This window comes from Duganella sp. GW821-FHT01E12 (assembly GCF_059422325.1).
In genome coordinates this window covers 1202465-1225492 of sequence record NZ_JBWKWR010000001.1, presented here as the reverse complement: position 1 = coordinate 1225492, position 23028 = coordinate 1202465, and the positions used below count along the sequence as shown (strand labels likewise).

Here is a 23028-nt window from a genome sequence, read left to right as displayed (position 1 = left end):
CTGAGTCCTGTGCAATACAGAACTCAGCCCTTGGCTGCTTAGCAAACTATACCGTCCAACTATTTGGGGTCAGTTCATTCGGGTGGCGTTTTTGTTTCCGGCTTAGATTTGTGTAATACAAGCAAGCCAAGTTGTGCCCCACGTATTCATTGTTTGGCAAAGGAGCACACCGTAGTATCGTTGCGTTCCCCGATCAAGAAGATGCACCCGCAGTCGTATGTGCGGCATCCGCTTAAAGAAGCTAAGATGTGTTGGATGTTTTCTCGTGAGATAGGTACTGGAGATTTGATTCTGGTCCCCCAGCGGCGAGAGTCCGGGAAAACATACTTCTATCTGGCGCAAATAACTGGCGACGCGTTCCACATGAACGGACAGTCACCTATTCGCGCAAACTATCGCCGTCCAATGCGATGGCTGAATGAAAAACAACCACTCAGTCAAGACGACCTGCCCGCTGAACTGATCGCGTTCAGACATGAGCCTTTCCGGTGATCAAAATGCCGCTTTTCGAATTGTCGGGCGAACCTGTCCTGCTTAGCGAATTCAACAAAAACTTCAGTGACCAGGATTTCAAGTCGGGCCAAGACAGCGCCATCAACCGGCAATTGCGTCTTGCAGCTGCATCTGGCAAGCCCATTCGCCGGGCCGTCGTCAGCTACGAGTACATTCGGAATCCGGACGTGGTCGCCGAGGTATTAGTCCGCGCAACAAGTCAAAGGTCTAGCTAATCAGATCAGGTCACGACAGTCCTCAGCACCAGCCGTTAGCAGCACTGACGCAGCTCATCCGCAACGTGCTTAAGAGGCGCTACGCTTGCCTATCACACCCCGATAAACGGCTTACAATATGGCTATCCTGTCCTTCAGGTGCAAACAGACCAAAAGGCTGTTCGAAGGAAAGGCAGTGCCCAGGTTCGCAAATTTTCGCTCCAGTGCGGAACGGAAGCTCCAGCTACTGGACAGCGCAGCCACGTTGGATTTCTTACGCTCTCGGCCCGGAAATCACTTGGAGGCGCTCAGCGGCGAGCGCCAGGGCGAATACAGCATTAGAGTGAATGCGCAGTTCAGAATCTGCTTCGTCTGGACAGAAAGCGGGCCGAAAGACGTGGAAATCATCGACTATCACTAACTGATCAAGGCTGTGAAATGATGAAGAATGAAATGCGGCCCATCCATCCCGGCGAAATCTTGCGGGAGGAGTTTCTTGCTACGTTAGGAATGACGCCACATGCGCTGTCGAAGGCGCTTCATGTGGCACCGTCCCGTGTCAACGACATCGTCAACGAAAAACGGGGCGTAACCGCAGATACCGCGCTGCGGCTCGCGCGCTACTTCGGTGGCGATCCGCAGTCATGGCTCAACCTGCAACAAGCATATGATTTGAAAATGGCCGCCAGACTGGCAATGAAAAAAATTATCGATGAGATCGAGCCGCGTAACGTCGGTGGCGACAACGGCCAAGCATTGGCAGCGTGAACGCTGGCGAGCCGGCACACGTCTTGAAAATCCTTGTGCCGGTGGTTCGATTCCACCCTGCACGCTTACACGCCGCGGTGTCAATCGGCTAGCGTTTCGGGATTAATCCGAACGCTGCGATACCATTTGCTCGCGCACATAACGCGCCGGCGGCAGTCCGACATGCCGGGTGAACGCAACACTGAATGCGCTCGCCGAGCCGTAGCCGACGCGTTCAGCAACCTCGGCGATGCCCGCTTCCTGTCGCCGCAGCAGGCTCTTGGCCAATGCCATGCGCCAGGCGAGCAGGTACGCCATCGGCGCAACGCCCAATGCGCGACTGAATCGCTCGAAGAACGCCGAGCGCGACAGGGCCGCCTCTTTCGCCAGCTGCGCCACCGTCCAGGGCCTGGTCATGTTTTCGTGAAGACGGCGGATCGCGACAGCCAGGCGTTCGTCGGCCAGGCCACGCAGCAGACCCGGCGACGACGCAATCGGTGCTGCCGACCGCAGCGCTTCGATGAGAAGCACCTCCAGCAGCCGTGCCAGGATCACCTCCCGCGCGGGCCGCGCCGCACGCGTTTCTTCGCCCACCAGCTGCACGAGCGTGGCCAGACGCTGCTCGCCGCGAACGTGCACGAGTTGCGGGAGTAGCGAAACCAGCAAGGCCGCGTCGGGCGAGCCAAAGGAGCAGTAACCCACCAGCAGCTGAACGTCGGGCGGTCCATCTTGAGCGCCGTGTCTGAATTCGCCATCCGCCAGCGGCACCGGCGCAATATCCAGTTCCTCCGATGCCGGCGGCTCAAGGCTGGACACCGTGAAACTGTACGCCGCCGGTATCAGCACAAAGTCGCCTTGCTGCAGCTGGATCTGCTCGTGCCCGTTGACCTCGAGGCGGCACGAGCCATCAAGAATCACACAGTAGAACGGTTGGCCGGTTTCCGAGCGCCTTACCCGCCATGGGCCCGCGGCGCTGACGACTTTCGAGTACCGGGCTTGCGGTTGCAGGAGTGTGACAACCTCAGCGAGCGGATCAATCATATCTGGACTCTCGCTAATTAAACGTGGACTCCCTATTCTAGCAAGTCCATCCACGGCGCACTATAGTTGGCTTACCGCCAACCACTCAACAGGAGTCGCCATGAAAACAGTCTTCATCACCGGATGCTCATCCGGTTTCGGCCTCGAGACCGCCCGATTCTTCCTCGATCGCGATTGGAAGGTCATCGCCACCATGCGCACGCCGCGCGAGGACCTTCTGCCGCGTTCCGAGCACCTGCGCGTGCTGGCCCTCGACGTCACCGATCCAGACAGCATCCGTCGCGCCGTGGAGGCGGCGGGACCGATCGACGTGCTGGTCAACAACGCCGGCATAGGCGTACTTGGCGCACTGGAGGGCACCTCGATGAAAACCGTCCGCGATGTCTTCGAAACGAACACGCTAGGCACGATAGCGATGACCCAGGCGGTGCTGCCGCAGTTCAGGTTGCGGCAGGCGGGTGTGGTCATCAACGTGACGTCGAGCGTGACATTGATGCCGCTCCCTCTGCTGTCCGTGTACACGGCGAGCAAGGCGGCGGTCAACGCCTTCACCGAGTCGCTGGCCCTGGAGCTTCAGCAGTTCAATGTGCGAGTGAACCTGGTGCTGCCGGGACGCGCTCCGCAGACCCGATTCAGTGAAAACGCCCGGCCGCTCATGCAGGGCGCCATCCCTGAGCCGTACGCCGCCTTGGCGAAGAATGTCTTCGACGCATGGGGGCAGTCGACTGCGGTCACTCGCCCGGACGACGTGGCAGAGGCGGTATGGCGTGCGGCGAACGATCCGTCGTGCCCGCTCCGCCTGCCGGCTGGCGCCGACGCCGTCGCGCTGTCCCGGCCAAGCTGAAGGCGCAACTGCGGTGGTCTGTTCCCGTCCTTTTATGTACTGAAACGCACAGACCAGTTTGGCACGACAAAGCATGCTGCATCTGGACCACCAATGCCCGTCCCCGCCCGCGCCGATTTGGCCATTGCCTCGTCCTCCATACCGCCACGCGAAACTCGCGCCCGACACCGTCGAGCCGTTCCGCACCCGGCGGTGCAGCCACTGCCAAAGGATTCACGATGAAACATGCATTGATCTTAATTACCCTCGCTTCCACGCTGGCCTTAACCGCCTGCAAACGCGAAAGCCCGCCAGTGGTACAGGTTGTCGCCGGTCCTGCCGGCGCGCCCGGCCCTGCTGGGGCTACCGGCGCCACAGGGGCCGAAGCCCGCCCTGGCGCGACAGGCGCGACCGGCCAGACCGGCGATAGCGGCGCGCCAGGTTTCGACGGTGCCAAGGGCGCCACCGGTGCTACCGGCACGGCCGGCGACAATGGCGCCAAGGGCGAGGCCGGCGCTCCCGGCTATGACGGCGCCAAAGGTGACACCGGCGCCAAAGGTAAAACCGGCGACACGGTCATTGTTGTGCCACAACGCTAAGCAGCACGACGGCGGGGAGCGATGCCGCCCAAATATGGAAAATCCGTCTGACAAAAACGCCACCCCAATGATTCATTCGGGTGGCGTTTTTGTTTTCAGAAGCGGAGTTCGGGTCTTCAAGGGCATGCACTTGTCTTTATATTAAATTCTTCTTGCAATCATTTCATATGTCAGATATTGTTGACACATGAAATCAAGAGCTCATCGAGTGGATGGGCGCCCAAACCTCGTCCGACCTTCAATAGGGGGAAACAGAATGAACACTCTCAGCAAAAGCGCCAGGATTGCAGGCTTCTTCTACCTGCTGGTCATATTGATCGCGCCGCTGCGCCTGGTCTACATCCCCAGCAAATTGTTCGTCAGCGGCGACACCGCCGCGACCATCGCCGGCATCGCGGCACATGAGCAGCTGTTCCGCTTCGGCATCGCCGGCGACCTGCTCACCGGCGCGGTCAGTCTGGTGCTGACCTTCACGCTGTACCGGTTGTTCCGGGACGTGAACAAGAACTATGCCCTGCTGATGCTGATGCTGGGCTTCATGGACACGCCGCTGTACTTCTTCAACACGCTCAACGACATGGCCACCCTGATCCTGGTGCAGGGGCCGGACTTCCTGGCCGCGTTCAGCAAAGCGCAGCGCGACGGGCTGGCGACGCTGTTCCTGCGCGTGCACAGCATGATGACCTTCGCCTCCGAAATCTTCTGGGGCCTGTGGCTGTTCCCGTTGGCGGCGCTGGTGTACCGCTGCGGTTTCCTGCCGCGTTTCCTGGCCGTCTGGCTGACCATCAACGGCTTCGCCTACCTGGTGCTCAGCTACGCCGGCCTGCTGCGCCCTGAATTCAACGATCTGGTCGCCGGCCTCGCCTTCCCTTGCCAACTGGGCGAGGTCGCCTTCGCGCTGTGGATCTTGCTGCGTGGGGCGAAGCAGGGGAAAGCCGTCATGCTGCCCGTAACGGCTGCGGCATAGAACTGGCTTGTATTGCCCTGCCCGATCAAAGACCGGTGTGCGGGGCAGAACAAAAGCAACATCCCGATTAAATTACACAGCAATTCACCCGTCCACTTGCGTCTACGCAAATAGAAATTTTTCGCTCAATTAATAATTTCTGAAAGGCTAATCCAACTTTCTAATACCGGCCGCTACTGCCCGAGGGAAGCAATAAATGAAACGCCATACGATCACTCTAGGTGCATCGACCTCTTCCGGCGGCAAGGTCATCTCCGCCAGTAGCAACGGCAGCATCAATGGCGCCACCATCGCACTTGAAGGCGATGAGATTTTCTGTCCGGCGTGTAAATCACAGGGGAGGATCGAGTGCGTGGGACCTCGAATTCCTGAGACTTGGAACGGCAAGAACGTCGCATTGGAAAATGATCTATGCCGCTGTGGATGCCCTAATCCCCCGCTGCTTGTTCCGAACCAATCAATCAAATCTCAAACCACCAGCAATACAGAATCAGGTACATCGCAATCCGCTGCTACGACGGCGAGACCGGGAATGATGTTCGATGATCGCTATCTCCTGATTGATGAAGATACCGCTGCACCGCTCATCAACACCGAGTATGCGCTAAGACGGGCGAATGGACAGGTCGAATTCGGGACCACTGACGACAAGGGACACACGCATTTGCTGGCAGCGGCTGCACAAGCTGAATCCATTGAAATATATTCGTGAGGGCGCACATGGCTGCAACCATTACATCCCCATCAGGACGCGTTCTCCGTCACCGAGCAACCAGAACGACAACGCCGCGCGAGGATGCTGAGGCCAAGGCTGTACGAATCAAGTTAAACAAAGACCAGCGATTGGCCGAGAATAGGGAATACCTAAAAGACGCCAACGTTCAGGCCTTCCTGAAGGCCATCGCCGATGCAGAAGGCGGTGGATACGATTTCAAGTACGGCGCAGTCAAGGGAAAACACAATGATCCATGGCGATTTACGGATTATTCAACACATCCCGGTCCTGGCTGTGATGGCGCCACCACCGCCGCAGGTATGTATCAGATAAACAAAGGCACTTGGCAGGATCACGGCGAGCGGCGCATGGGGTTGGCGGACTTCACACCAGAAACACAAGACCTCATAGCAGTATCCATACTTCGCGGACTTGGAGTCGTTGACAAGATACAACAGGGGGACATCGAGGCTGGTCTGGTCCAGGCGTCGAAACCATGGGCCGCACTCCCGAAAGGACGCGGCCAAGCTGGCCGTCACAATCAACCTTATGTCGAGTACGAGCATTTCGAGGCAGTATATAAAGCGGCAGGAGGAACCACTAGATGAAAATAGGCAAGCCCTTGGTTGCCATCCTTTTAGGGCTCACCTCACTCGCTCAAGCCGCACCGACAGGGCTTAGGGTCGGTGAGCCTTTTATCAAAGCCCGCGCGCGACTCGGCGCTGAGGGATGGCGCGCAGATCCACTGGCTCACGCGGCAAGCGGCGACTATATGGCCCTGGAGCGGCAGCTGGTTCAGAACGGATACACCGAAGTCGACTACTGCAGTCTCGGCGTGACTATCTGTGTACTCCAATACACGAAGGGGAATGCTTGCCTGCGGCTCCATACCCAGGGCGAACAAATCCGCTCAATGGTAATCGAGCGGTGGTCCAACGACTGCCGAGAGAAAGGGGAAGACGAAGCAGGGAACATGCTTCCTGCCGACGTCCGGTACATCGTCCAGTGGCGCAACGACTGCGACAAATACGGCCAATGCAAAGGGATGGATGCCTTTCTGCTTAAGCTCAAGAAGAAATATGCCCGTGATCCCGCAATCATGCGGCTGCTCCGATCCGACATCAATCCAGTCGAAATTTCCCCGCCCGCCAAGAAGTAGCGCTGCGACACCATCACTTGCCATGCCAGCTCAGGCGGCGCTGCTGGTGGGCCGCCAGCCAGCCGGCGTTTTCCTCCAGCACCGCCTTGCCCAGCGCGAACAGCAGGTCGCGCGCGTGGCGTTCCTTTTCCGCCGTCGGGCCCTCGCCGGCCTCGATCTGCTCCAGCGCCAGCCGGGCGCGTCCGTACAGGCCGCGCAGCTGGTCGGCCTGGGCCAGCGTCTCGCCGTGCCCCATCTTGTTGTTGAGCGATAGCCAGGCCGCGCCCACGCCGGTCGCCAGCTTCATCCCCGACAGCAGCAGCGCCAGCAGCGACGCGTAGCTGCGGCCGCTGGTCAGCACCAGCGTCAGCGCGGCCGCCGCGCACAACAGGCCGGACAACAGCAGGTCGTTGCCGATCGCCACCGAGCGGATGTGGCGGCGCCGGCGGCGGCGGTTGCCGTTGCCGTTCAGGTAGGCCAGCTGGTCGGCGATCCAGCCCTGCACCACGCGCCGCGCCGGCAGGCCAGACACCGGATGCACCACCAGGCAGGCGTCCAGCGCGTGGCGCACCCAGCCGATATCGCCGCTGTACTTCTGCACATAGTGGTCGGTCACCAGCGCCGGTTCGCCGGCGCACAGCCAGTACATCTGGAAGCGCAGCCCTTCTGCCAGGGCGCGGTAGTCCAGATAGGCATTGCGCTGGCGCGACAGCACCACCCACAGGTAGATGGCCACCGCGCCGCAGGCGCCGGCGGCGAACGCCATCGATTCGATCAGGTCGCCATGCGCGGGACTGAGCTGCCGCAGCGACGACGAGGCCGCCGCCAGCACGGCCGCCGACGCCAGCAAGCGCCAGCGATAGCTCCAGTATCGCTTGCTGCGCTCGGCCAGCACGTCGACCGCGCAGAAGGCGCGCAGCAGCGGCCCCAGTCCCAGCCCGATCCCGGCCGGCAGCGCGGCGACGCCGGGCAGCGCCAGGCTGGCCAGATAGGCCTGCCCGGCCGCGCGCAGGCTGCCGGCGTAGGCCGACGCATCGCGTCCCGCCAGCGCGCGCTGGTGCAGCAGGTTCAGCGTGTCGATCTCGCGGCCGTCTGCATGCACCTGGTACAGCACGGCCAGGGTGCGCGGCGCGCAGCGGCGGCCCAGCCGGCTCTCGACCCGCGCCGCCAGCGCGCACCAGGCGCGGTGCGCGGCCCAGCGTTCGCAGGCGCGCACCGGGCTGCGCAAAAACTGCCATGGGCCGGGCGCGCGCACGCCGGGCCAGCCGGGCTGCGGCGCATCCCAGTGGCCGATCGCGCCGGCCTGTTCGCCGTGCGCCAGGCGGAAGCCGCCGGCCGCCCGCGCGCTCGGCAAGCCGGCCGACGATTCCTGCGCGCGGCGGCTGTACACATGCAGCACGGTGCCGTGCGCCGGCGCGGCGAAGCGGTTGCTGCTGCGCGGATGGCCGCTGCGTTCGACGCCGTGCAGCAGCGTCTGCACCAGGTCCAGCGTGCCGCCCGGACGGCGCGGATGGCGGGCGGTCTCGCCCTGCCCGTCCCATACCGCGATCAGCAACTGGGCGTGGATGCCGAGGTAGCGCGTCAGCTGCGCGTAGGCCGCTTGCGCCGGGGTGCGCGGCGCGGCCAGCACGCCGGCCGGCGGCGCCTTCGGTATCACGAACACCTGGCCGGCGCCGGCGCTGTAGCGCAGGAAGCGCGCCGCGAACGCCTGCCGCTCCGCTTCGAATCGTTGCGGATCGCGCTCGCGCGCCGCGGCGCCGCCGGCCTGTTCGACGCAGTAGTCGTCGAAGGGCATCGGCAGCGGCACGATCAGTTCGATGCGGCGCTGGCCTTGCGGCGCGGCGGCCGCGCACTGGCGCTGCAGCTTGAGCACCTGTTCGGCGAACAGCTGGTCGGCGCCGTCGGCCAGCGCGGAGAGGAAGTGGATGGGGCTGTGCGGCAGCGCCGCCGCGATCAGTTCGATGGCCTCGAACAGCTGCTCGGCCACCACCGGCACGTCGTCGGGATGCAGGTCGCGGTGGCCGGTCAGCGCCACCACGAAGGGCAGCGCGTAGGGCGACGGCGCGCCCTCGTCAGCCGGCGGCATGGCAGCGGGCGACAAAGCGCTGGCGCTCGGCGCTGTCGTCGATCTCCTGCGCCAGCGCCGCCACCAGTTGCTGCCGCGACGGCGCGGCCAGCATCGCCCGCCGCACCAGATGGCGGGCTATCGGTCCCAGTTCCTGCGCCAGCGCCTGCTCGATGGCCGCCAGCAGGGCCGGCGCGATGGCCGGTGCGATCGCGGCCGCCGGCGGCACGCCTTGCTGTGGCGCGTTGGCGGCCGATGGCGGGATGCCGAAGCTCGCCGGCATGCCTTGCAGCGACGCGGCAGTGGCTGGTGGCGGCGATGCGGCGGCCGGTGGCAGGCGCTCCAGCAGCATGGCCACGCTGCTGCACAACTGGGTCAGGTGGTCTTCCAGGTCGCCGGTGATGGCGTCGAGCCAGTGCTGGGTGCTGATGAAATACTCAAGGCTCTTCGACAGCGGCACGTTCTCGATGCGGAACGGCAGCACCATCAAGCCCTTGTTGACGGCGCGTTCGACCTCGCGCCGCACCTGCGGCGAACTGTTCGAGCTGGCCGAAAAGATCAGCACCAGCATCCTGGCCTGGTCCATGGCGTTGATGATGGCCTCGGCCCAGTCCTCGCTGGGGCGGATGTCGCGCGGCGCCACCCAGCAGCGGATGTCGGCCGCCTCCAGCCGATGGCAGATGGCGTCGGCAAACACCTTGTCCACATGCGAGTGGCTGAGGAATACGTCCAGGCTCATGGCCGCGTTCAGGCCAGCATGGCCATGGCTTTTTCCAGGCTGCGGCGCATGCGGTTGAAGGCCTTGCTCAAGGTCGCGATTTCATCCTTGCCGCGCACGTCGAAATGCTCCACGTCAAGCCGGCCGCCGCTGACGGCGTCGGCGATGCGGGCGATGCGGTTCACCGGACGCAGCACCAGCAGGTAGAACAAGGCGTTCACGGCCACCAGGATGGCGGCGAAGGTCAGCGCCATGCCGCCCATGATCAGCGAATAGGCGCGCTCGGCCTCGCGCTGCGGCACCAACAGCGGCACCGAGACGATCTGGCTGCCGACCACCTCGCCCAGCTTCCAGCCGAAGCCGTTGTTGCTGCCATACAGCGCCTTCATGGTCTCCGGCGCGGCGGACGGCGTGCTGTGGCAGGCCAGACAGCGGCCGTCGCTGATGCGTATCGGCCGCGCCAGGTACAGCGAGGGACCGGACGTGGTCTGGCGCTGGCCGGTCACCTCCTTCAGCTCGGCGTGGTCGCGGAAGCGCTGGACCACGTCGGCCTCCCAGTCCACCACGCGGTCGCGCGGATTGGTCGGGTTCAGCGTCGCTTCCTTGTAGCTGTAGTCGGGATGCGCGGTGTGCAGCTTGTTGAAGCTTTGCGTGGCCGCGTACGACGGCACGGACTGCGGCAGGAACGCCGTCTTCAAACCCTCGGCCAGCAGCGGCTTGACCTCGTTGGTGGTGTACTCGCGCGCGGCCAGCGCCGCTTCCATCATCAGGCTGGCGTGGCTGACCACTTCGCGCTGGGCGTTGTCCTGCAACACGGTGCGGGTCAGTTGGGCGGTGGCGTAGCCGCCCAGCGCGAATATCAGCAGCAACACGAGATTAAATTTGTACAACAGTTTCATACGCCGCCGGCCCAGGGTGCAAAATAGTGACAGTATTATATTTTTTTAATATGACGAATTGGTGAAATCACCCCAGTCCATTTGGACTGGTGTTGTTATTTTTGACTTGCATCAACGAATAGTTTGATCTCCCTCAGTACACTTAATTCAGGTTATATTGGATTCCTATGCTGCCCGCCTACATCTCGCACCCCGATTGCCTGAAGCACGCCATGGGCGACCAGCACCCCGAATGCCCGGAGCGGATCGGTGCGATCAGCGATATGCTGCTGATCAAGGGCCTGCTGGACTTCATGCAGCCTTGCGAGGCGCCGCTGGCCACCGAGCAGCAGCTGGCGCAAGCCCATTCCAGCCTGTACATCCACACCATCGCCGCGCTGTCGCCGCGCGAGGGCACGGTGCAGGTCGATCCGGACACCAGCATGAATCCGCACACCTACCGGGCCGCGCTGCGCGCCGCCGGCGCCGCCGTGCTGGCCACCGACCTGGTGCTGACCGAGGGCGCCGGCACCGCCTTCTGCAACGTGCGCCCGCCCGGCCACCACGCCGAGTACGCGGCCGCCGGCGGCTTCTGCTTCTTCAACAACGCGGCGGTCGGCATCCGCCACGCGCTCAATGTGCACGGCCTGCAGCGCGTGGCGCTGGTCGATTTCGACGTCCACCACGGCAACGGCAGCGAGGACATCCTGCGCGACGACGAGCGCGTGCTGATGTGCTCCATCTTCGAGGACAAGCTGTATCCGTTCTGCGGCAACGTGCCGCGCGGCGCCAACATGGTCAACGTGGCGCTGCCGGCGCGCTCCGGCGGCGAGCTGCTGCGCCAGGCCGTGACCGAGCAATGGCTGCCGGCGCTGGAACGCTTCCAGCCGCAGCTGATCTTCATCTCGGCCGGCTTCGACGGCCACCGCGACGACGACATGGGCAACCTCGGCCTGGTCGAGGCGGACTACGCCTGGATCACCAAGCAGATCGTGGCGGTCGCCGCCCGCCACAGCCAGGGCCGCATCGTCTCCTGCCTGGAGGGCGGCTACGAGCTGTCGTCGCTGGCGCGCAGCGTGGCCGCCCACGTCAAAGTCCTGCTCGGCATGGACGACTAACCTCTCACGATCGCCCCCTCATGGAAACCCACTACCTCACGCCGCTGTTCTCGCCCAAGTCCATCGTGGTGTTCGCCGGCCAGGCCGACCAGCCGGAGCGCCAGACCTGCTACGGCCGCGGCATCCGCGCCCAGCTCGAGCAAGGCGGCTTCACCGGGCCGGTGACCTACCTCGACGTCGGCATGAGCGGCACGCTGGCCGACCTGGCCCACTCGCGCGCCGACCTGGCGGTGATCGCCCTGCCCAACGACGAGCTGAGCTTCGCGCTGGAAGTGGCCGGCCGCATCCAGTGCCGCGCGGCGCTGATCCTGTCGACCGGCGTCGACGGCAAGCTGGCCGGGGAGCTGCACGAGATCGCCCGCAAGCACGGCATCCACCTGCTGGGGCCGAACTGCCTGGGCTACCAGCGCCCGCGCCTGAACATCAACGCCAGCGTGGCCGGCCAGCTGGCGCAGCCGGGCAGCCTGGCGCTGATCTCGCAGTCCGGCGCGCTGACCTCGGCCATCCTCGACTGGGGCAGCCAGAACGCGGTGGGCTTTTCCACCGTGGTCTCGCTGGGCGCCAACACGGCGGTCGACCTGGCGCAGACGCTGGACTTCCTGGCCACCGATCCGGCCACGCAAAGCATCGTCATCTACATGGAGGGCCTGACCGACGCGCGCCGCTTCCTGTCGGCGCTGCGCGGCGCGGCCAACACCAAGCCGGTGGTGGTGCTCAAGGCCGGCAAGGCCTCGGCCGCCTCGCAGGCCGCGCTGACCCACTCCGGCGCCATCGTCGCCAGCGACATGGTGTTCGACGCCGCGCTGCGCCGCACCGGCGCGGTGCGGGTCAAGACTTTCGTGCAGCTGTTCTCGGCCGCCAAGTGCCTGGCCTCGCGCTACCGCCCGGTCGGGCCGCGCCTGGCCGTGGTCACCAACGGCGGCGGCCCAGGTGTGCTGGCGGCCGACTGGATCGCCGAACTGGGGCTGCAACTGGCGCGCCTGTCCGAGGCCGGCGCGCAGGCGCTGGCGCCCAAGCTGCCGCCGCACGCCACGCTCACCAACCTGCTCGACCTGACCGAGGAGGCCGACGCCGACGCCTTCAGCGCGGCGGTCCAGGCCTGCGCCCACGACAACCAGGTGGACGGCATCCTGGTGATCTACTCGCCCAAGCTGGGCAGCGATCCGGCGGCGGTGGCGCAAGCGGTCAGCGCCCTCAACGCCGGCCTCGGCAAGCCATTGCTGACCTGCTGGATGGGCGACCGCCAGGTGGCCGAGGCGCGCCGGCTGATCAACGCGGCCGGCTTGGCCACGTTCCGCACGCCGGAGGCGGCGGTGGACGGCTTCTCCAACATCGCCTCGTTCTACCAGAACCAGCAGCTGCTGCACCAGACGCCGCCGCCGCTGTCGCAACTGGCCCAGCCGGACCTGGACGGCGCCCGCCTGCTGATCGAGGGCGTGCTGGCCGAGCGCCGCAAGGTGTTGACCGAGATGGAATCGAAGGCGCTGCTGGCGGCCTTCCACATCCCGATCACGCAGACGATACTGGCGCGCAGCGCCGCCGAGGCCATGCTGGTGGCCAGCCAGCTGGGCTACCCGGTGGCGCTGAAGATCGACTCGCCCGACATCGCCCACAAATCCGACGTGCAGGGCGTGGTGCTCAACCTGCTCAACGCGGCGGCCGTGCGCGACGCCTACGGCGACATGATGGCCACCGTGCGCCGCCTGCTGCCGGAGGCGCGCATCAACGGCGTGACGGTGCAGCGCATGGCCGGCAAGCGCCACGGGCGCGAGCTGTACATCGGCGTGGTCACCGACCGCCTGTTCGGGCCGGCGATCAGCTTCGGCGCCGGCGGCACCATGATCGAGCTGATCGACGACCGCGCGGTCGAGCTGCCGCCGCTCAACCTGTTCCTGGCGCAGCGGCTGATGGGCCGGGTGCGCTCGGCCAATATGCTGGGCGAGTGGCGCGGCGCGCCGCCGGTGCAGCGCGAGGCCATCGAGCAGATGCTGCTGCGGGTGTCGGAGATGGTGTGCGAGCTGCCGCAGCTGCGCGAGATGGACATCAACCCGCTCATCGTCGACGAGCACGGCGCGCTGGCGGTGGACGCCCGCATCGTCATCGACGCCGCGCCGCCGTCGGCGCACGGCTACGACCACCTGGCCATCCTGCCCTACCCGTCGAGCTACACGCAGGAGTGGCCGATGCGCGGCGGCGGCCAGTACACGCTGCGCCCGGTGCAGCCGGACGACGCCTCGATGCTGCAGGAGCTGGTGCGCGGGCTGTCGGAGAAGTCGCGCTACTACCGCTTCGCCTCGTCGTTGCGCGAGCTGTCGGTGCAGATGCTGGCGCGCTACACGCTGATCGACTACGACCGCGAGATGGCGCTGGTGGCGGTGCTCACGCAGCGCGCGCCGGGGCCGGACGGCGACTTCGTCGAGACCGACAGCATCATCGGCGTGTCGCGCTACATCGCCAATCCCGACCACAGCAGCTGCGAGTTCTCGCTGCTGGTGGACGACCGCTACAGCGGCCAGGGCCTGGGCACGCGGCTGATGCTGGGCATCATGGACGTGGCGCGCGACAAGGGCCTGAGCGAGATCGACGGTCTGGTGCTGTGCAAGAACAGCGGCATGCTCAAGCTGATGGCCAGCCTGGGCTTCCAGATCCGCCCGTACGACGAGGACCCGGACTTCAAGTTGTGCAGCAAGTCGCTGTAGGCGGATGCGGAAAATTTTGATCCAGGTCAAGGAAATTTGACGGCGGGGCGCCTAGACTGCCTAGCTTTTGCCCATCCGTCATGCTCCACGCTCCCGAACTCCTCCTCCCCGCCGGCTCGCTGGCCAAGATGCACGCCGCCTTCGATTACGGCGCCGATGCCGTCTACGCCGGCCAGCCGCGCTACAGCCTGCGCGTGCGCAACAACGATTTCTCCACGCTGCAGGCGCTGCAGGAGGGCATAGACGGCGCGCACGCGCGCGGCAAGCAGTTCTTCGTGGCCTCCAACATCTTCGCCCACAACGCCAAGCTCAAGACCTATGTGCGCGACATGGCGCCGGTGATCGCCATGCAGCCCGACGCGCTGATCATGGCCGACCCGGGCCTGATCATGATGGTGCGCGACGAGTGGCCGGACATGCCCATCCATCTGTCGGTGCAGGCCAACGCGGTCAACTGGGCCGACGTCAAGTTCTGGCACCGCATGGGCCTGACGCGGGTGATCCTGTCGCGCGAACTGTCGCTCGACGAGATCGAGGAAATCCGCCAGCGCTGCCCGGAGATGGAGCTGGAGGTGTTCGTGCACGGCGCGCTGTGCATCGCCTATTCTGGCCGCTGCCTGCTGTCGGGCTACTTCAACCACCGCGATCCCAACCAGGGCACCTGCACCAATTCCTGCCGCTGGGACTACAAGGTGCAGCCGGCCTCTGAAGACGCCAGCGGCGACCTCGGGCCGACGCAGATCATCCCGCTGCACTTCCAGCAGGCGCTGGAGGAGGCCAACCGGCCGTGGTCGACGCTGCACCAGCAGCCGCGCCATCCGCTGGCCGACCAGCCCTATTTGATCGAGGAGGCCGAGCGGCCGGGCCAGCTGATGCCCATCATCGAGGACGAGCACGGCACCTACATCATGAACTCCAAGGACTTGCGCGCGGTCGAGCACATCGAACGGCTGGTCAGGATCGGCGTCACCTCGCTCAAGGTCGAGGGCCGCACCAAGTCGCTGTACTACGCGGCGCGCACGGCCCAGGTGTACCGCCAGGCCATCGACGACGCGGTGGCCGGACGGCCGTTCGACATCGGCCTGCTGGGCCAGCTGCAGGGCCTGGCCAACCGCGGCTACACCGACGGTTTCTACCAGCGCCACCACACGCAGGCGCACCAGAACTACATGCGCGGCGCCTCCGAGGCCGAGCGCAGCCAGTACGTCGGCGACGTGCTGGGCGTGCAGGACGGCTGGGCCAGGGTCGAGGTCAAGAACCGCTTCGCGGTGGGCGACCGGATCGAGGTGATCCACCCCAGCGGCAACCGCGACCTGACGCTCTCGCGCATGCGCGCCGACGACGGCGCCGACATCGCGGTGGCGCCGGGCAGCGGCCACATCGTGCGCATCGAGCTGGACCCGTCGCTGGACCGCGCGCTGCTGGCGCGCTACCTCTAGTTCGCCATCACGTAGGGCCAGCCGTCGGCGGTGAAGCCGAGCGGGTTGATGCCCAGCGTGGGCCGGCCGTTGTTGTTGCCGTCGTAGTAGTGGTAGACGAAGGTCGGACGGTTGCCGTGGCCGGCGTCGGTGAACACGCTGCCGCCGCCGGGACCGATGACGTTGCCGTGGGTGCTGAGCAGGATGGTGCCGCCGCCGGCGGTCAGCGCGACGCCGCCGCGGTCCACGTACGGCCCGGTCACGCTGGCCGAGCGGCCGACGATGGTGCGGTACGGCGAGGTGCTGCTGCAGCAGGCGTTGATCGGCGCGAAATAATAGTAGTAACCGTTGTAGTAGTAGATGAACGGGCCCTCCTCGGCCGAGGTCGGCGAGCCCCGCTGGGCCAGCGTGTACACCGTGGTGTTGGTGGTCGACTGCAGGCCGGTGGCGGGATTCAATTGCATCAGGTGGGTGCCGTCGGTCCACGAGCCCCAGGCCATCCACCAGTTGCCGCTGGCGTCGGTGAACGGCGCCGGATCGATGGCGTTGTCGGTGGTCTTGCTGAAGCCGGCCGGCGGCGCGCTGCTGCTGGTCCACGACTTGGTGACGAAGCCCTTGTCGGTCCACGGTCCCTGCGGCGCCGAGCTGGTGGCCACGCCGATCACCGCCTCGGCGCCCGAACTCGGCAGGTACGGTATCGAATAGTACTGGTAGTAGGTGCCGTTCGCCAGCAGCAGGCTGGGCGCCCAGATGTCGGTGTTGGCGCCGTTGTTCCATCCCTTGGGCGTCTGCAGCCCGCTCCACGTGCTGAAGTCCGGCCCGATCGGCGGGCAGTTCGGCGCGTAGCCGCCCATCTGCGCGGTGGTGCAACTGGTGTAGAGCGTGAAGGTGTTGAGGTCGGTCGAAGTGGCCAGCGTCTGGTGGCTGCCGTACAGCCAGTACTTGCCGCCCGCGTCCCGCAGCATGTAGGGGTCGTGCACGAAGATGCCGTCGCCGGCCACCGCGCGCGGCGCCGGATACGGGCTGGTCTGCGTGTTCACCAGCTGCCATTCCTGGCAGGTGCAGCCGGTCGATCCCCACTGGTCGATGGTGGCCGTGTTCTGGATGCTGGCCTGGAAAACGTCGAGGTACTTGCCGCTGTTGACGTTCTGGATCAGGAAGTTGCCGCTGGCGGCCTGGGTCACGGTCCACAGGTGGTCCGAGGTGCCGTTGTCGGCCCACTGCACGATCTGCGCGCCGTCGGCGGTGCCGGCGCTGGCCACGCCCAGCACCTGGTGCGTCAGCATGTTCTCGATGTTGTACTGGCCGTTCCCCATCGGCATGAAGTGCCACAGATGGTCGGCCGTGCCGTTGTCGGCCCACTGCACCACCTTGGAGCCGGCGGCCTGGCTGGCGCCGTCGATGCCCAGCACCAGGCCGCTGTTGACGTTCTTGATCTTGTATTGCACGCTGGTGTTGATGGTGATGGCGGCGTGCGCGGAAAAGGCTGAACCGGCCAAACAGACCAGCACGGCCATACATGACAGTAGACGCTTCATGGTTGTCTCCATTGGATTGAGGTTTTTTTGTTTTGATTCTCACCCCATGCTACGGCGGCGATGAAAATCCCTCCAATCACATTTTTAACGTGCCCGATACGCACTTCGGCATCGGCAGGCGCGACGCCGGCGCATAAAAAAATCCCCACCGGCCCTGGGCGGGGCCAACGGGGATTTCGGGGGGGGGGGAGCTGCCGGCGGCCAGGTTCAGGGTCTGCTCGGCGAAGCTGCCGCCCTGGATGCCGATCAGCACGTTGCCGGCCGGCGCGGCGCGGGGCGCTTACGGCAGCGGCTTGCCGTCGGCGTCGATCCTGCGCACCTCGCCCAGGTTCAGGCTGCGCACGCCGGCTTCCACCTTGCTCAGGTCGCCCACCACCAGCCAGGTCAGCTTGCCCGGCGTGATGGTGCGCGCGGCCAGCGCGTTGGCCTGCTCCGGCGTCATCGCCAGCACGGTGGAAGTGAAGGTGTTGAAATAGTCGGCCGGCAGCTTGTATTGCAGGATGGCGCCGTAGGCGCCGGCCAGCTGGCCCGACGTTTCAAACGAGCCCGGCAGGCGCAGGGTTTCGTTTTCCTGCGCGCTGCTCAGCTCGGCCGCGGTGATCGGCTTGGCGCCGGCGATGTTGGCGTACTCCTGCACCAGTTCCTGCAGGGCCGCGCCGGTCTTGTCGGTCTGCACCGGCGAGGTGCTCAGGTACAGGCGCTGGCCCACGGCCGGCTGCAGGCCGGCGCTCACGCCGTACGACCAGTGCTTGTCTTCGCGCAGGTTCATATTGATGCGCGAGCTGAAGCTGCCGCCAAAGATGTTGTTGACCACCTGCAGCGGCAACGCCTCCGGCGCGTTGCGCGGCGGCGCCAGCTGCGCGGCGTAGATCACGCTTTGCAAGGCACCCGGCTTGTCCATCAGGTAGACCACCGGCTGCGCGGCCGGCGCCACCTGGGCCACGTTCTTCTTCGGCACCGCGCCGGCCTTCCAGCCGCCGAAGGTCTTTTCCAGCAGCGGCGTGAGCTCGGCCAGCGTGGTGTCGCCCACCACCAGCAGGGTGGCGTTGTTGGGCTTGAACCAGCTCTGGTGGTATTTGACCAGGTCGTCGCGGCCTATGCGCGCCACGGCCGCCTCGGTGCCGGTGCCGGTCAGCGGCAGGCCGTAGGCGTGGCCCTGGCCGTAGATCAGGCCCGGCAGCACGCGCAGGGCCATCAGCTGCGGACTGGCTTTCTCGCGCTGGATGGAGGCCAGCTGGTCCTTCTTCAAACGGTCCAGTTCGCTTTGGGCGTAGGCCGGATGCAGCAGCACGTCGGCGTACACCTCCAGCGCCCTGGGCAAGGTGGCCTTGAGCGCGTTGAGCTGGACAAAGGCGCCGTCCAGGTTGCTGTAGGCCGAGTACTCGGCGCCCAGCGCCTCGAACTCCTCGCTGATCTTGAGCGAACTGCGCGACGGCGTGCCCTCCTCCAGCATGCGCAGCGACAGGTTGGCCAGGCCGGGCAGGTCCTGCGCGTCGGACGCGTAACCGGCATCGACCATCATCGACAGGTTGACCACCGGCGCGCTGTGGCGCTCGGCCAGCACCACCTTCAGGCCGTTCGACAGCGTGGCGCTCTGCATGGCCGGCAGCTTGAGCGACTCGGCCTGGCCCGGCGCCGGCGGCGCGCTGCGGTCGAGCTTGGCGGTGGCGCTCAGGTTGGCCGGGTAGGGCTGCACGTCCAGCACGTAGTCGCCGTCGGCCAGCCATTCGTTCATCGCTTGCCGGATGGCGGCCGGGGTGGCGGCCTTGACCGCCTTCAGGTAATCCTTGTAGCAGTCGGGGTTGCCGGTGTAGGTGGCGCACGTGGCCAGCACGTCGCTCTTGCCGCCGAAGCCGCCGACCCGTTCGACGACGCGGGTGAAGTCGGCCAGGATGGCGGTCTTGGCCAGTTCCAGCTCGGCCGCGGTGGGGCCGGACTTCATCAGCGCGCGCAACTCCTCGTCGGCCGCCTGCTCCAGCTTGTGGGTGTCGACGCCGGGACGGGCGGTCAGCACCAGCATGAACTGGCCGGCGATTTCCGACGAGCCGTTGTTGGCGCTGGCGCTCGTGGCCAGCTGGTCCTTGTAGACCAGGCGCTTGTAGAAGCGCGAGGTCTTGCCGCCGCCCAGCACGCGCGCGGCCAGGTCCAGCAGCGGTTCGCTGGCGGTGTGCGAGCCGGGCACGTTCCACACGCGGTAGATGCGCGCCTGCGGCACGCGGTCCTGCACGGTGCCGCGGTGGGTGCCGCTGCGCTTGGCCACCCACGCCTCCTGCCTGGCCAGCGGCGGCCCGGCCGGGATCTCGCCGTAGTATTGCTCGACCTTCGCGCGCGCCTGCTCCGGCGTGATGTCGCCGGCCAGCACCAGGGTCACGTTGTTGGGGCCGTAGTTGGTCTTGAACCAGTCCTGCACGTCGGCCATCGAGGCCGCGTCCAGGTCCTTCATCGAGCCGATCACGGTCCACGAATACGGATGGCCGGCCGGCCAGGTGTTTTCCGACAGCAGCTGGCGCGCCACGCCGTAGGGCTGGTTCTCGCCCTGGCGCTTCTCGTTCTGCACCACGCCGCGCTGCAGGTCCAGCTTCTTCTGGTCCAGCACGCCGAGCAGATGGCCCATGCGGTCGCTCTCGGCGAACAGCGTGTAGTCCAGCATCGAGGTCGGCACGTTCTCGAAATAATTGGTGCGGTCGGTGTTGGTGGTGCCGTTCAGGCTGGTCGCGCCGATGCGCTCCATGGCGTTGATGAAGGTGCCCTCGTTGAAGTGCTCGCTGCCGCTGAACATCAGGTGCTCGAACAGGTGGGCGAAGCCGGTCTTGCCGGGCTTCTCGTTCTTCGAGCCCACGTGGTACCAGGTGTTGACCGCCACCACCGGCGTCTTGTGGTCTTCGTGCACCAGCACGGTCAGGCCGTTCTTCAGCACGAATTTGGTGTAGGGGATGTCGGGGATGGCGATCTCGGCCTTGGCGGCGGACTTGGCCGGCTCGGCGGCGTGCAGCGCGCCGCCGGCGGTGGCCAGCGCGATCGAGGCCGCGAGCATGGTGCGGCTGAGGGTTGGGGTCATGCGGATTCTCCGTGGTGGGAAGGACGGGCTGCAAAAAAAAGCGCACCGGCTTTACAGCGGGTGCGCAGTGTTTTTATTTGCGGCGCGCCGCGCTGGCGTCGCGGGTGGCGCGGAATTCCGCGTCCTGCGCCCAGTTCGGCCAGGCGCCGGAATCGGCCAGGTCGCGGCCCAGGCCGTACAACAGGCCCAGGTCGTGCGCCATGCCGGTGAACGGCCAGGCCGCGCTCCACTCGTCCGACGGCTGGTGGTAGTTGTTGGTGTTGTAGTCCTCTTCCGCCTTGCGGCCGGCGGCCAGGCCGCCGTCGACCAGGTCGTCGCCGGAGCCGAAGGAGATGGCCGGCACGCCGCGCTTGGCGAACGGGAAGTGGTCGGAGCGGAAGAAGTGGCCGGCCTCCGGCTTCGGATCGGGCGCGTACGCCATGTCCATCTGCCTGGCCTTGGCGATCAGCTGGTCCAGCAGGTCCAGCTTGGCGCTGCCGGAGATGGTGAAGTTGCGCGCCGGGCCGTAGGGGCTGAGCGCGTCCATGTTGATCACGCCGGCCGTCTCGGCCAGCGGATACAGCGGATAGGCCGCGTAGTACTCGGAGCCGAGCAAGCCCTTCTCCTCGGCCGTGACGGCCAGGAACACCACGCTGCGCTGCGGCGCCGGCGCCTTGCCGTAGGCGCGCGCCAGCTCCAGCAGCGCGGCGATGCCGGTGGCGTTGTCGATGGCGCCGTTGTAGATCTTGTCGCCCCTGGCGTCCGGCAGGCCGACGCCCAGGTGGTCCCAGTGCGCGCTGTAGAGCACGGTCTGCTCGGGCGCGGTGCTACCCACCACGCGGCCGGCCACGTTCTTCGACACGATGGTCTGGGCGTCGACCGCGTAGCTGGCGCTCAGGTTCACGCCCTTCAGTTGCACCGGCTTGAAGGCGCGGGTCTGCGCCAGCTTCTTGAGCGCCTCGAAATCCTGGCCGCCGCGCTTGAACAGGTCGACCGCCAGCTCGCGCTGGATCCACGCCTCCATCGGCGCGTGCGCCAGCGCCGGCTGCTTGCGCACGATGTCGTACATGACGTTGGTGTTGGAGTTCTTCACCGTGGCCCAGCCGTAGGAGGCGGGCGCGGTCTCGTGCACGATGATGGTGCCCAGCGCGCCGCGGCGCGCCATCTCCTCGTACTTGTAGGTCCAGCGGCCGTAGTAGGTCATGGCCTTGCCGCCGAAGTCACCCACGCCGGTCTCGAAGTCGGGATCGTTGATCAGCACCACCGCCAGCTTGCCGCGCAGGTCGAAGCCCTTGAAGTCGTCCCACTTGCGCTCGGGCGCGTTGACGCCGTAGCCGACGAACACCAGCGGCGCGTTGCGGAAGTCGACCTGGTGGCTGCCGTTCATCGCGGCGCGCACGGCCATGTCGTCGCCCTGTTTGAGTTCCTGCCGGGTGTTGCCGTCGCTGACCACCAGCTTGACCGGGCCCTTGATCTCGAAGCGGCCCAGCGGCACGTCCTGGGTCCAGCTGCGCTGGGTCTTCTGGCCCTTGAGCAGGTCGCCGGCCGGTTGCAGGCCGGCCGCCTTGAACTGCTCGATCAGGTAGGCCACGGTCTTGGTCTCGCCGGCCGTGTTCGGGCCGCGGCCTTCGAACTCGTCCGACGCCAGCACCTTGACGTCTTGCGACAAATGCTTGGCGTCGAACTCCGGACCGCTGCCCGCCTGTGCGGTGGCGGCGGCGAGCAGCGAACAAATGAAGAGGGTGTTTTTCAAATCTGTCTCCGTAATTTTTTTAATTGAACTGCGAGGCAATACTGACATGAAATCAACACCGCGGCAATCAGGCATGCGCATACCGGGCGTCCCGTTTTGGCCGATTGTCGTACCATGGAAAATAATTACCAAATACGCAATACTTTCCTGTAGGATATGGCTTTTCTAGCAAGGAGTGCCCATGCGCCGTATGCTGACCGCCCTGTTGAGCCTGATTCTGTGCGCGCCGCCGGCGGCGGCCGCCGCCTTGCTGGACGGCCTGCATTACCAGGGCGGCACAGTCACGCTGCCGGGCGGCGTCGCCACGCTGGCGCTGCCGCCGCATTTCCGCTACCTGAATCCGCAGGACGCCAGCAAGCTCCTGGTCGACAGCTGGGGCAATCCGCCCGGCCCGCCGACCCTGGGCATGATCGTGCCGACCGGCGTCGATCTGCTGGGCGCGGCCGGCTGGGGCGTGATCGTCAGTTACGAGGCGGACGGCCATGTCCGGGACGACGACGCCGGCGCCATCGACTACGCCGGCCTGCTGGCGCAGATGAAGGAGGCGGTGGCCGACCGCAACGCCGCGCGCCGCGAGCAGGGCTACGCGGCCATGACGCTGATCGGCTGGGTCGAGCCGCCCCGCTACGACCGCGCCCGGCGCCAGCTGTACTGGGCCAAGGAATTGCACACCGAGGGCAGCAACGAGAACGGCTTGAACTACAACGTCCGCGTGCTGGGCCGCGAGGGCGTGCTGGTGCTCAACGCGGTGGCCGGCATGAACCAGTTCGAACAGGTCAGGCGCGCCATGCAGGACGTGGCCGCCGCCGCCGATTTCGCCCCGGGCAAGCGCTACGCCGACTTCGACGGCAGGACCGACAAGCTGGCCGACTACGGCCTGGCGGCGCTGGCGGCCGGCGCCATCGCGGCCAAGCTGGGCCTGTTCGGCAAGCTGTATGTGGTGCTGCTGGCGTTCAAGAAATTCATCCTGATCGCCGTGCTCCTGTGCGGCGCCTGGCTGTACAAGGCGCTCGGCCGCCAGCCGGCGCAGGCGGCCGCGCCGGAGCGGCGCGAGCGCGTGGGCTGAA

General features: G+C 65.7%; 22 protein-coding genes. 14 read left to right on the top strand and 8 right to left on the bottom strand.

The genetic code is table 11. The annotated features are described in order from the left end of the window. Positions 1–201: 201 nt before the first annotated feature. The 4 genes from AC07WS_RS05255 to AC07WS_RS05240 all read left to right on the top strand — a co-directional run bounded on the left by AC07WS_RS05255 (position 202) and on the right by AC07WS_RS05240 (position 1475). Complete coding sequence (locus AC07WS_RS05255; protein ID WP_494728052.1) at positions 202–492, top strand: DUF8426 domain-containing protein; 291 nt, start codon at positions 202–204, stop codon at positions 490–492. Positions 493–497: 5 nt separating this feature from the next. Continuing rightward, on the top strand, positions 498–728 hold the full coding sequence (locus AC07WS_RS05250) for a hypothetical protein (protein WP_494728024.1): 231 nt from the start codon (positions 498–500) through the stop codon (positions 726–728). Positions 729–846: 118 nt separating this feature from the next. Continuing rightward, positions 847–1128: a type II toxin-antitoxin system RelE/ParE family toxin gene (locus AC07WS_RS05245; protein ID WP_494728023.1), complete on the top strand. Its 282-nt coding sequence runs from the start codon at positions 847–849 to the stop codon at positions 1126–1128. Between the two features lie 17 nt (positions 1129–1145). Next, positions 1146–1475, top strand: coding sequence for a HigA family addiction module antitoxin (locus tag AC07WS_RS05240; protein WP_494728022.1), 330 nt, complete (start codon positions 1146–1148; stop codon positions 1473–1475). 102 nt (positions 1476–1577) lie between these two features. On the opposite strand, the gene AC07WS_RS05235 is transcribed toward AC07WS_RS05240, so the two are convergent. After that, positions 1578–2495: an AraC family transcriptional regulator gene (locus tag AC07WS_RS05235; RefSeq protein ID WP_494728021.1), complete on the bottom strand. Its 918-nt coding sequence runs from the start codon at positions 2493–2495 to the stop codon at positions 1578–1580. A 100-nt stretch (positions 2496–2595) separates the two neighbouring features. Between AC07WS_RS05235 and AC07WS_RS05230 the strand changes: the two genes are divergently transcribed. The 6 genes from AC07WS_RS05230 (at position 2596) to AC07WS_RS05205 (ending at position 6758) form a co-directional block, all read left to right on the top strand. Next, positions 2596–3339 carry an SDR family oxidoreductase gene (locus AC07WS_RS05230; RefSeq protein ID WP_494728020.1) on the top strand — a complete coding sequence of 248 codons (744 nt, stop codon included), beginning with the start codon at positions 2596–2598 and terminating at the stop codon, positions 3337–3339. 218 nt (positions 3340–3557) lie between these two features. After that, positions 3558–3917: a collagen-like protein gene (locus AC07WS_RS05225; protein ID WP_494728019.1), complete on the top strand. Its 360-nt coding sequence runs from the start codon at positions 3558–3560 to the stop codon at positions 3915–3917. Between the two features lie 256 nt (positions 3918–4173). After that, positions 4174–4884 carry a DUF4386 domain-containing protein gene (locus AC07WS_RS05220; RefSeq protein ID WP_494728018.1) on the top strand — a complete coding sequence of 237 codons (711 nt, stop codon included), beginning with the start codon at positions 4174–4176 and terminating at the stop codon, positions 4882–4884. A 196-nt stretch (positions 4885–5080) separates the two neighbouring features. Continuing rightward, positions 5081–5596 carry a PAAR domain-containing protein gene (locus AC07WS_RS05215; RefSeq protein WP_494728017.1) on the top strand — a complete coding sequence of 172 codons (516 nt, stop codon included), beginning with the start codon at positions 5081–5083 and terminating at the stop codon, positions 5594–5596. Between the two features lie 8 nt (positions 5597–5604). After that, a complete protein-coding gene (locus tag AC07WS_RS05210) occupies positions 5605–6207 on the top strand; it encodes a lysozyme family protein (protein ID WP_494728016.1) in 603 nt (200 codons plus the stop codon). Further along, positions 6204–6758 (top strand): hypothetical protein, encoded by a 555-nt coding sequence (locus tag AC07WS_RS05205; RefSeq protein ID WP_494728015.1) that lies wholly within the window; start codon positions 6204–6206, stop codon positions 6756–6758. Before AC07WS_RS05210 ends, AC07WS_RS05205 begins: the two co-directional genes overlap by 4 nt. Before the next feature lie 13 nt (positions 6759–6771). On the opposite strand, the gene AC07WS_RS05200 is transcribed toward AC07WS_RS05205, so the two are convergent. From AC07WS_RS05200 to AC07WS_RS05190, 3 genes are read right to left on the bottom strand one after another with little or no spacing between them, the layout of a single operon-like run. Beyond that, positions 6772–8823 carry a hypothetical protein gene (locus AC07WS_RS05200; RefSeq protein WP_494728014.1) on the bottom strand — a complete coding sequence of 684 codons (2052 nt, stop codon included), beginning with the start codon at positions 8821–8823 and terminating at the stop codon, positions 6772–6774. Continuing rightward, on the bottom strand, positions 8810–9541 hold the full coding sequence (locus AC07WS_RS05195; protein ID WP_494728013.1) for a toll/interleukin-1 receptor domain-containing protein: 732 nt from the start codon (positions 9539–9541) through the stop codon (positions 8810–8812). The genes AC07WS_RS05200 and AC07WS_RS05195 overlap by 14 nt, the downstream gene beginning before the upstream one ends. Before the next feature lie 8 nt (positions 9542–9549). After that, positions 9550–10419, bottom strand: a complete 870-nt coding sequence (locus AC07WS_RS05190; RefSeq protein WP_494728012.1) for a c-type heme family protein — start codon at positions 10417–10419, stop codon at positions 9550–9552. 167 nt (positions 10420–10586) lie between these two features. Between AC07WS_RS05190 and AC07WS_RS05185 the strand changes: the two genes are divergently transcribed. The 3 genes from AC07WS_RS05185 to trhP all read left to right on the top strand — a co-directional run bounded on the left by AC07WS_RS05185 (position 10587) and on the right by trhP (position 15654). Next, positions 10587–11516 carry a histone deacetylase family protein gene (locus AC07WS_RS05185; RefSeq protein WP_494728011.1) on the top strand — a complete coding sequence of 310 codons (930 nt, stop codon included), beginning with the start codon at positions 10587–10589 and terminating at the stop codon, positions 11514–11516. A 20-nt stretch (positions 11517–11536) separates the two neighbouring features. Then, positions 11537–14215 (top strand): bifunctional acetate--CoA ligase family protein/GNAT family N-acetyltransferase, encoded by a 2679-nt coding sequence (locus AC07WS_RS05180; protein ID WP_494728010.1) that lies wholly within the window; start codon positions 11537–11539, stop codon positions 14213–14215. Between the two features lie 80 nt (positions 14216–14295). Next, positions 14296–15654 carry a prephenate-dependent tRNA uridine(34) hydroxylase TrhP gene (gene trhP, locus AC07WS_RS05175; RefSeq protein ID WP_494728009.1) on the top strand — a complete coding sequence of 453 codons (1359 nt, stop codon included), beginning with the start codon at positions 14296–14298 and terminating at the stop codon, positions 15652–15654. On the opposite strand, the gene AC07WS_RS05170 is transcribed toward trhP, so the two are convergent. From AC07WS_RS05170 to AC07WS_RS05155, 4 genes are all read right to left on the bottom strand, one after another. After that, on the bottom strand, positions 15651–17171 hold the full coding sequence (locus AC07WS_RS05170; protein ID WP_494728008.1) for a family 43 glycosylhydrolase: 1521 nt from the start codon (positions 17169–17171) through the stop codon (positions 15651–15653). The two genes, trhP and AC07WS_RS05170, sit on opposite strands and share 4 nt — an antisense overlap. Before the next feature lie 76 nt (positions 17172–17247). Further along, complete coding sequence (locus AC07WS_RS05165) at positions 17248–17424, bottom strand: hypothetical protein (RefSeq protein WP_494728007.1); 177 nt, start codon at positions 17422–17424, stop codon at positions 17248–17250. A 27-nt stretch (positions 17425–17451) separates the two neighbouring features. Beyond that, entirely contained in the window at positions 17452–20229 is a 2778-nt protein-coding gene (locus tag AC07WS_RS05160) for a M16 family metallopeptidase (RefSeq protein WP_494728006.1), read from the bottom strand. Positions 20230–20302: 73 nt separating this feature from the next. Next, positions 20303–21961, bottom strand: a complete 1659-nt coding sequence (locus AC07WS_RS05155; protein ID WP_494728005.1) for a M28 family metallopeptidase — start codon at positions 21959–21961, stop codon at positions 20303–20305. Positions 21962–22142: 181 nt separating this feature from the next. Here AC07WS_RS05155 and AC07WS_RS05150 point away from each other — a divergent pair, with 181 nt between their 5' ends. Then, positions 22143–23027: a DUF2167 domain-containing protein gene (locus AC07WS_RS05150; RefSeq protein ID WP_494728004.1), complete on the top strand. Its 885-nt coding sequence runs from the start codon at positions 22143–22145 to the stop codon at positions 23025–23027. Position 23028: the final 1 nt, after the last annotated feature.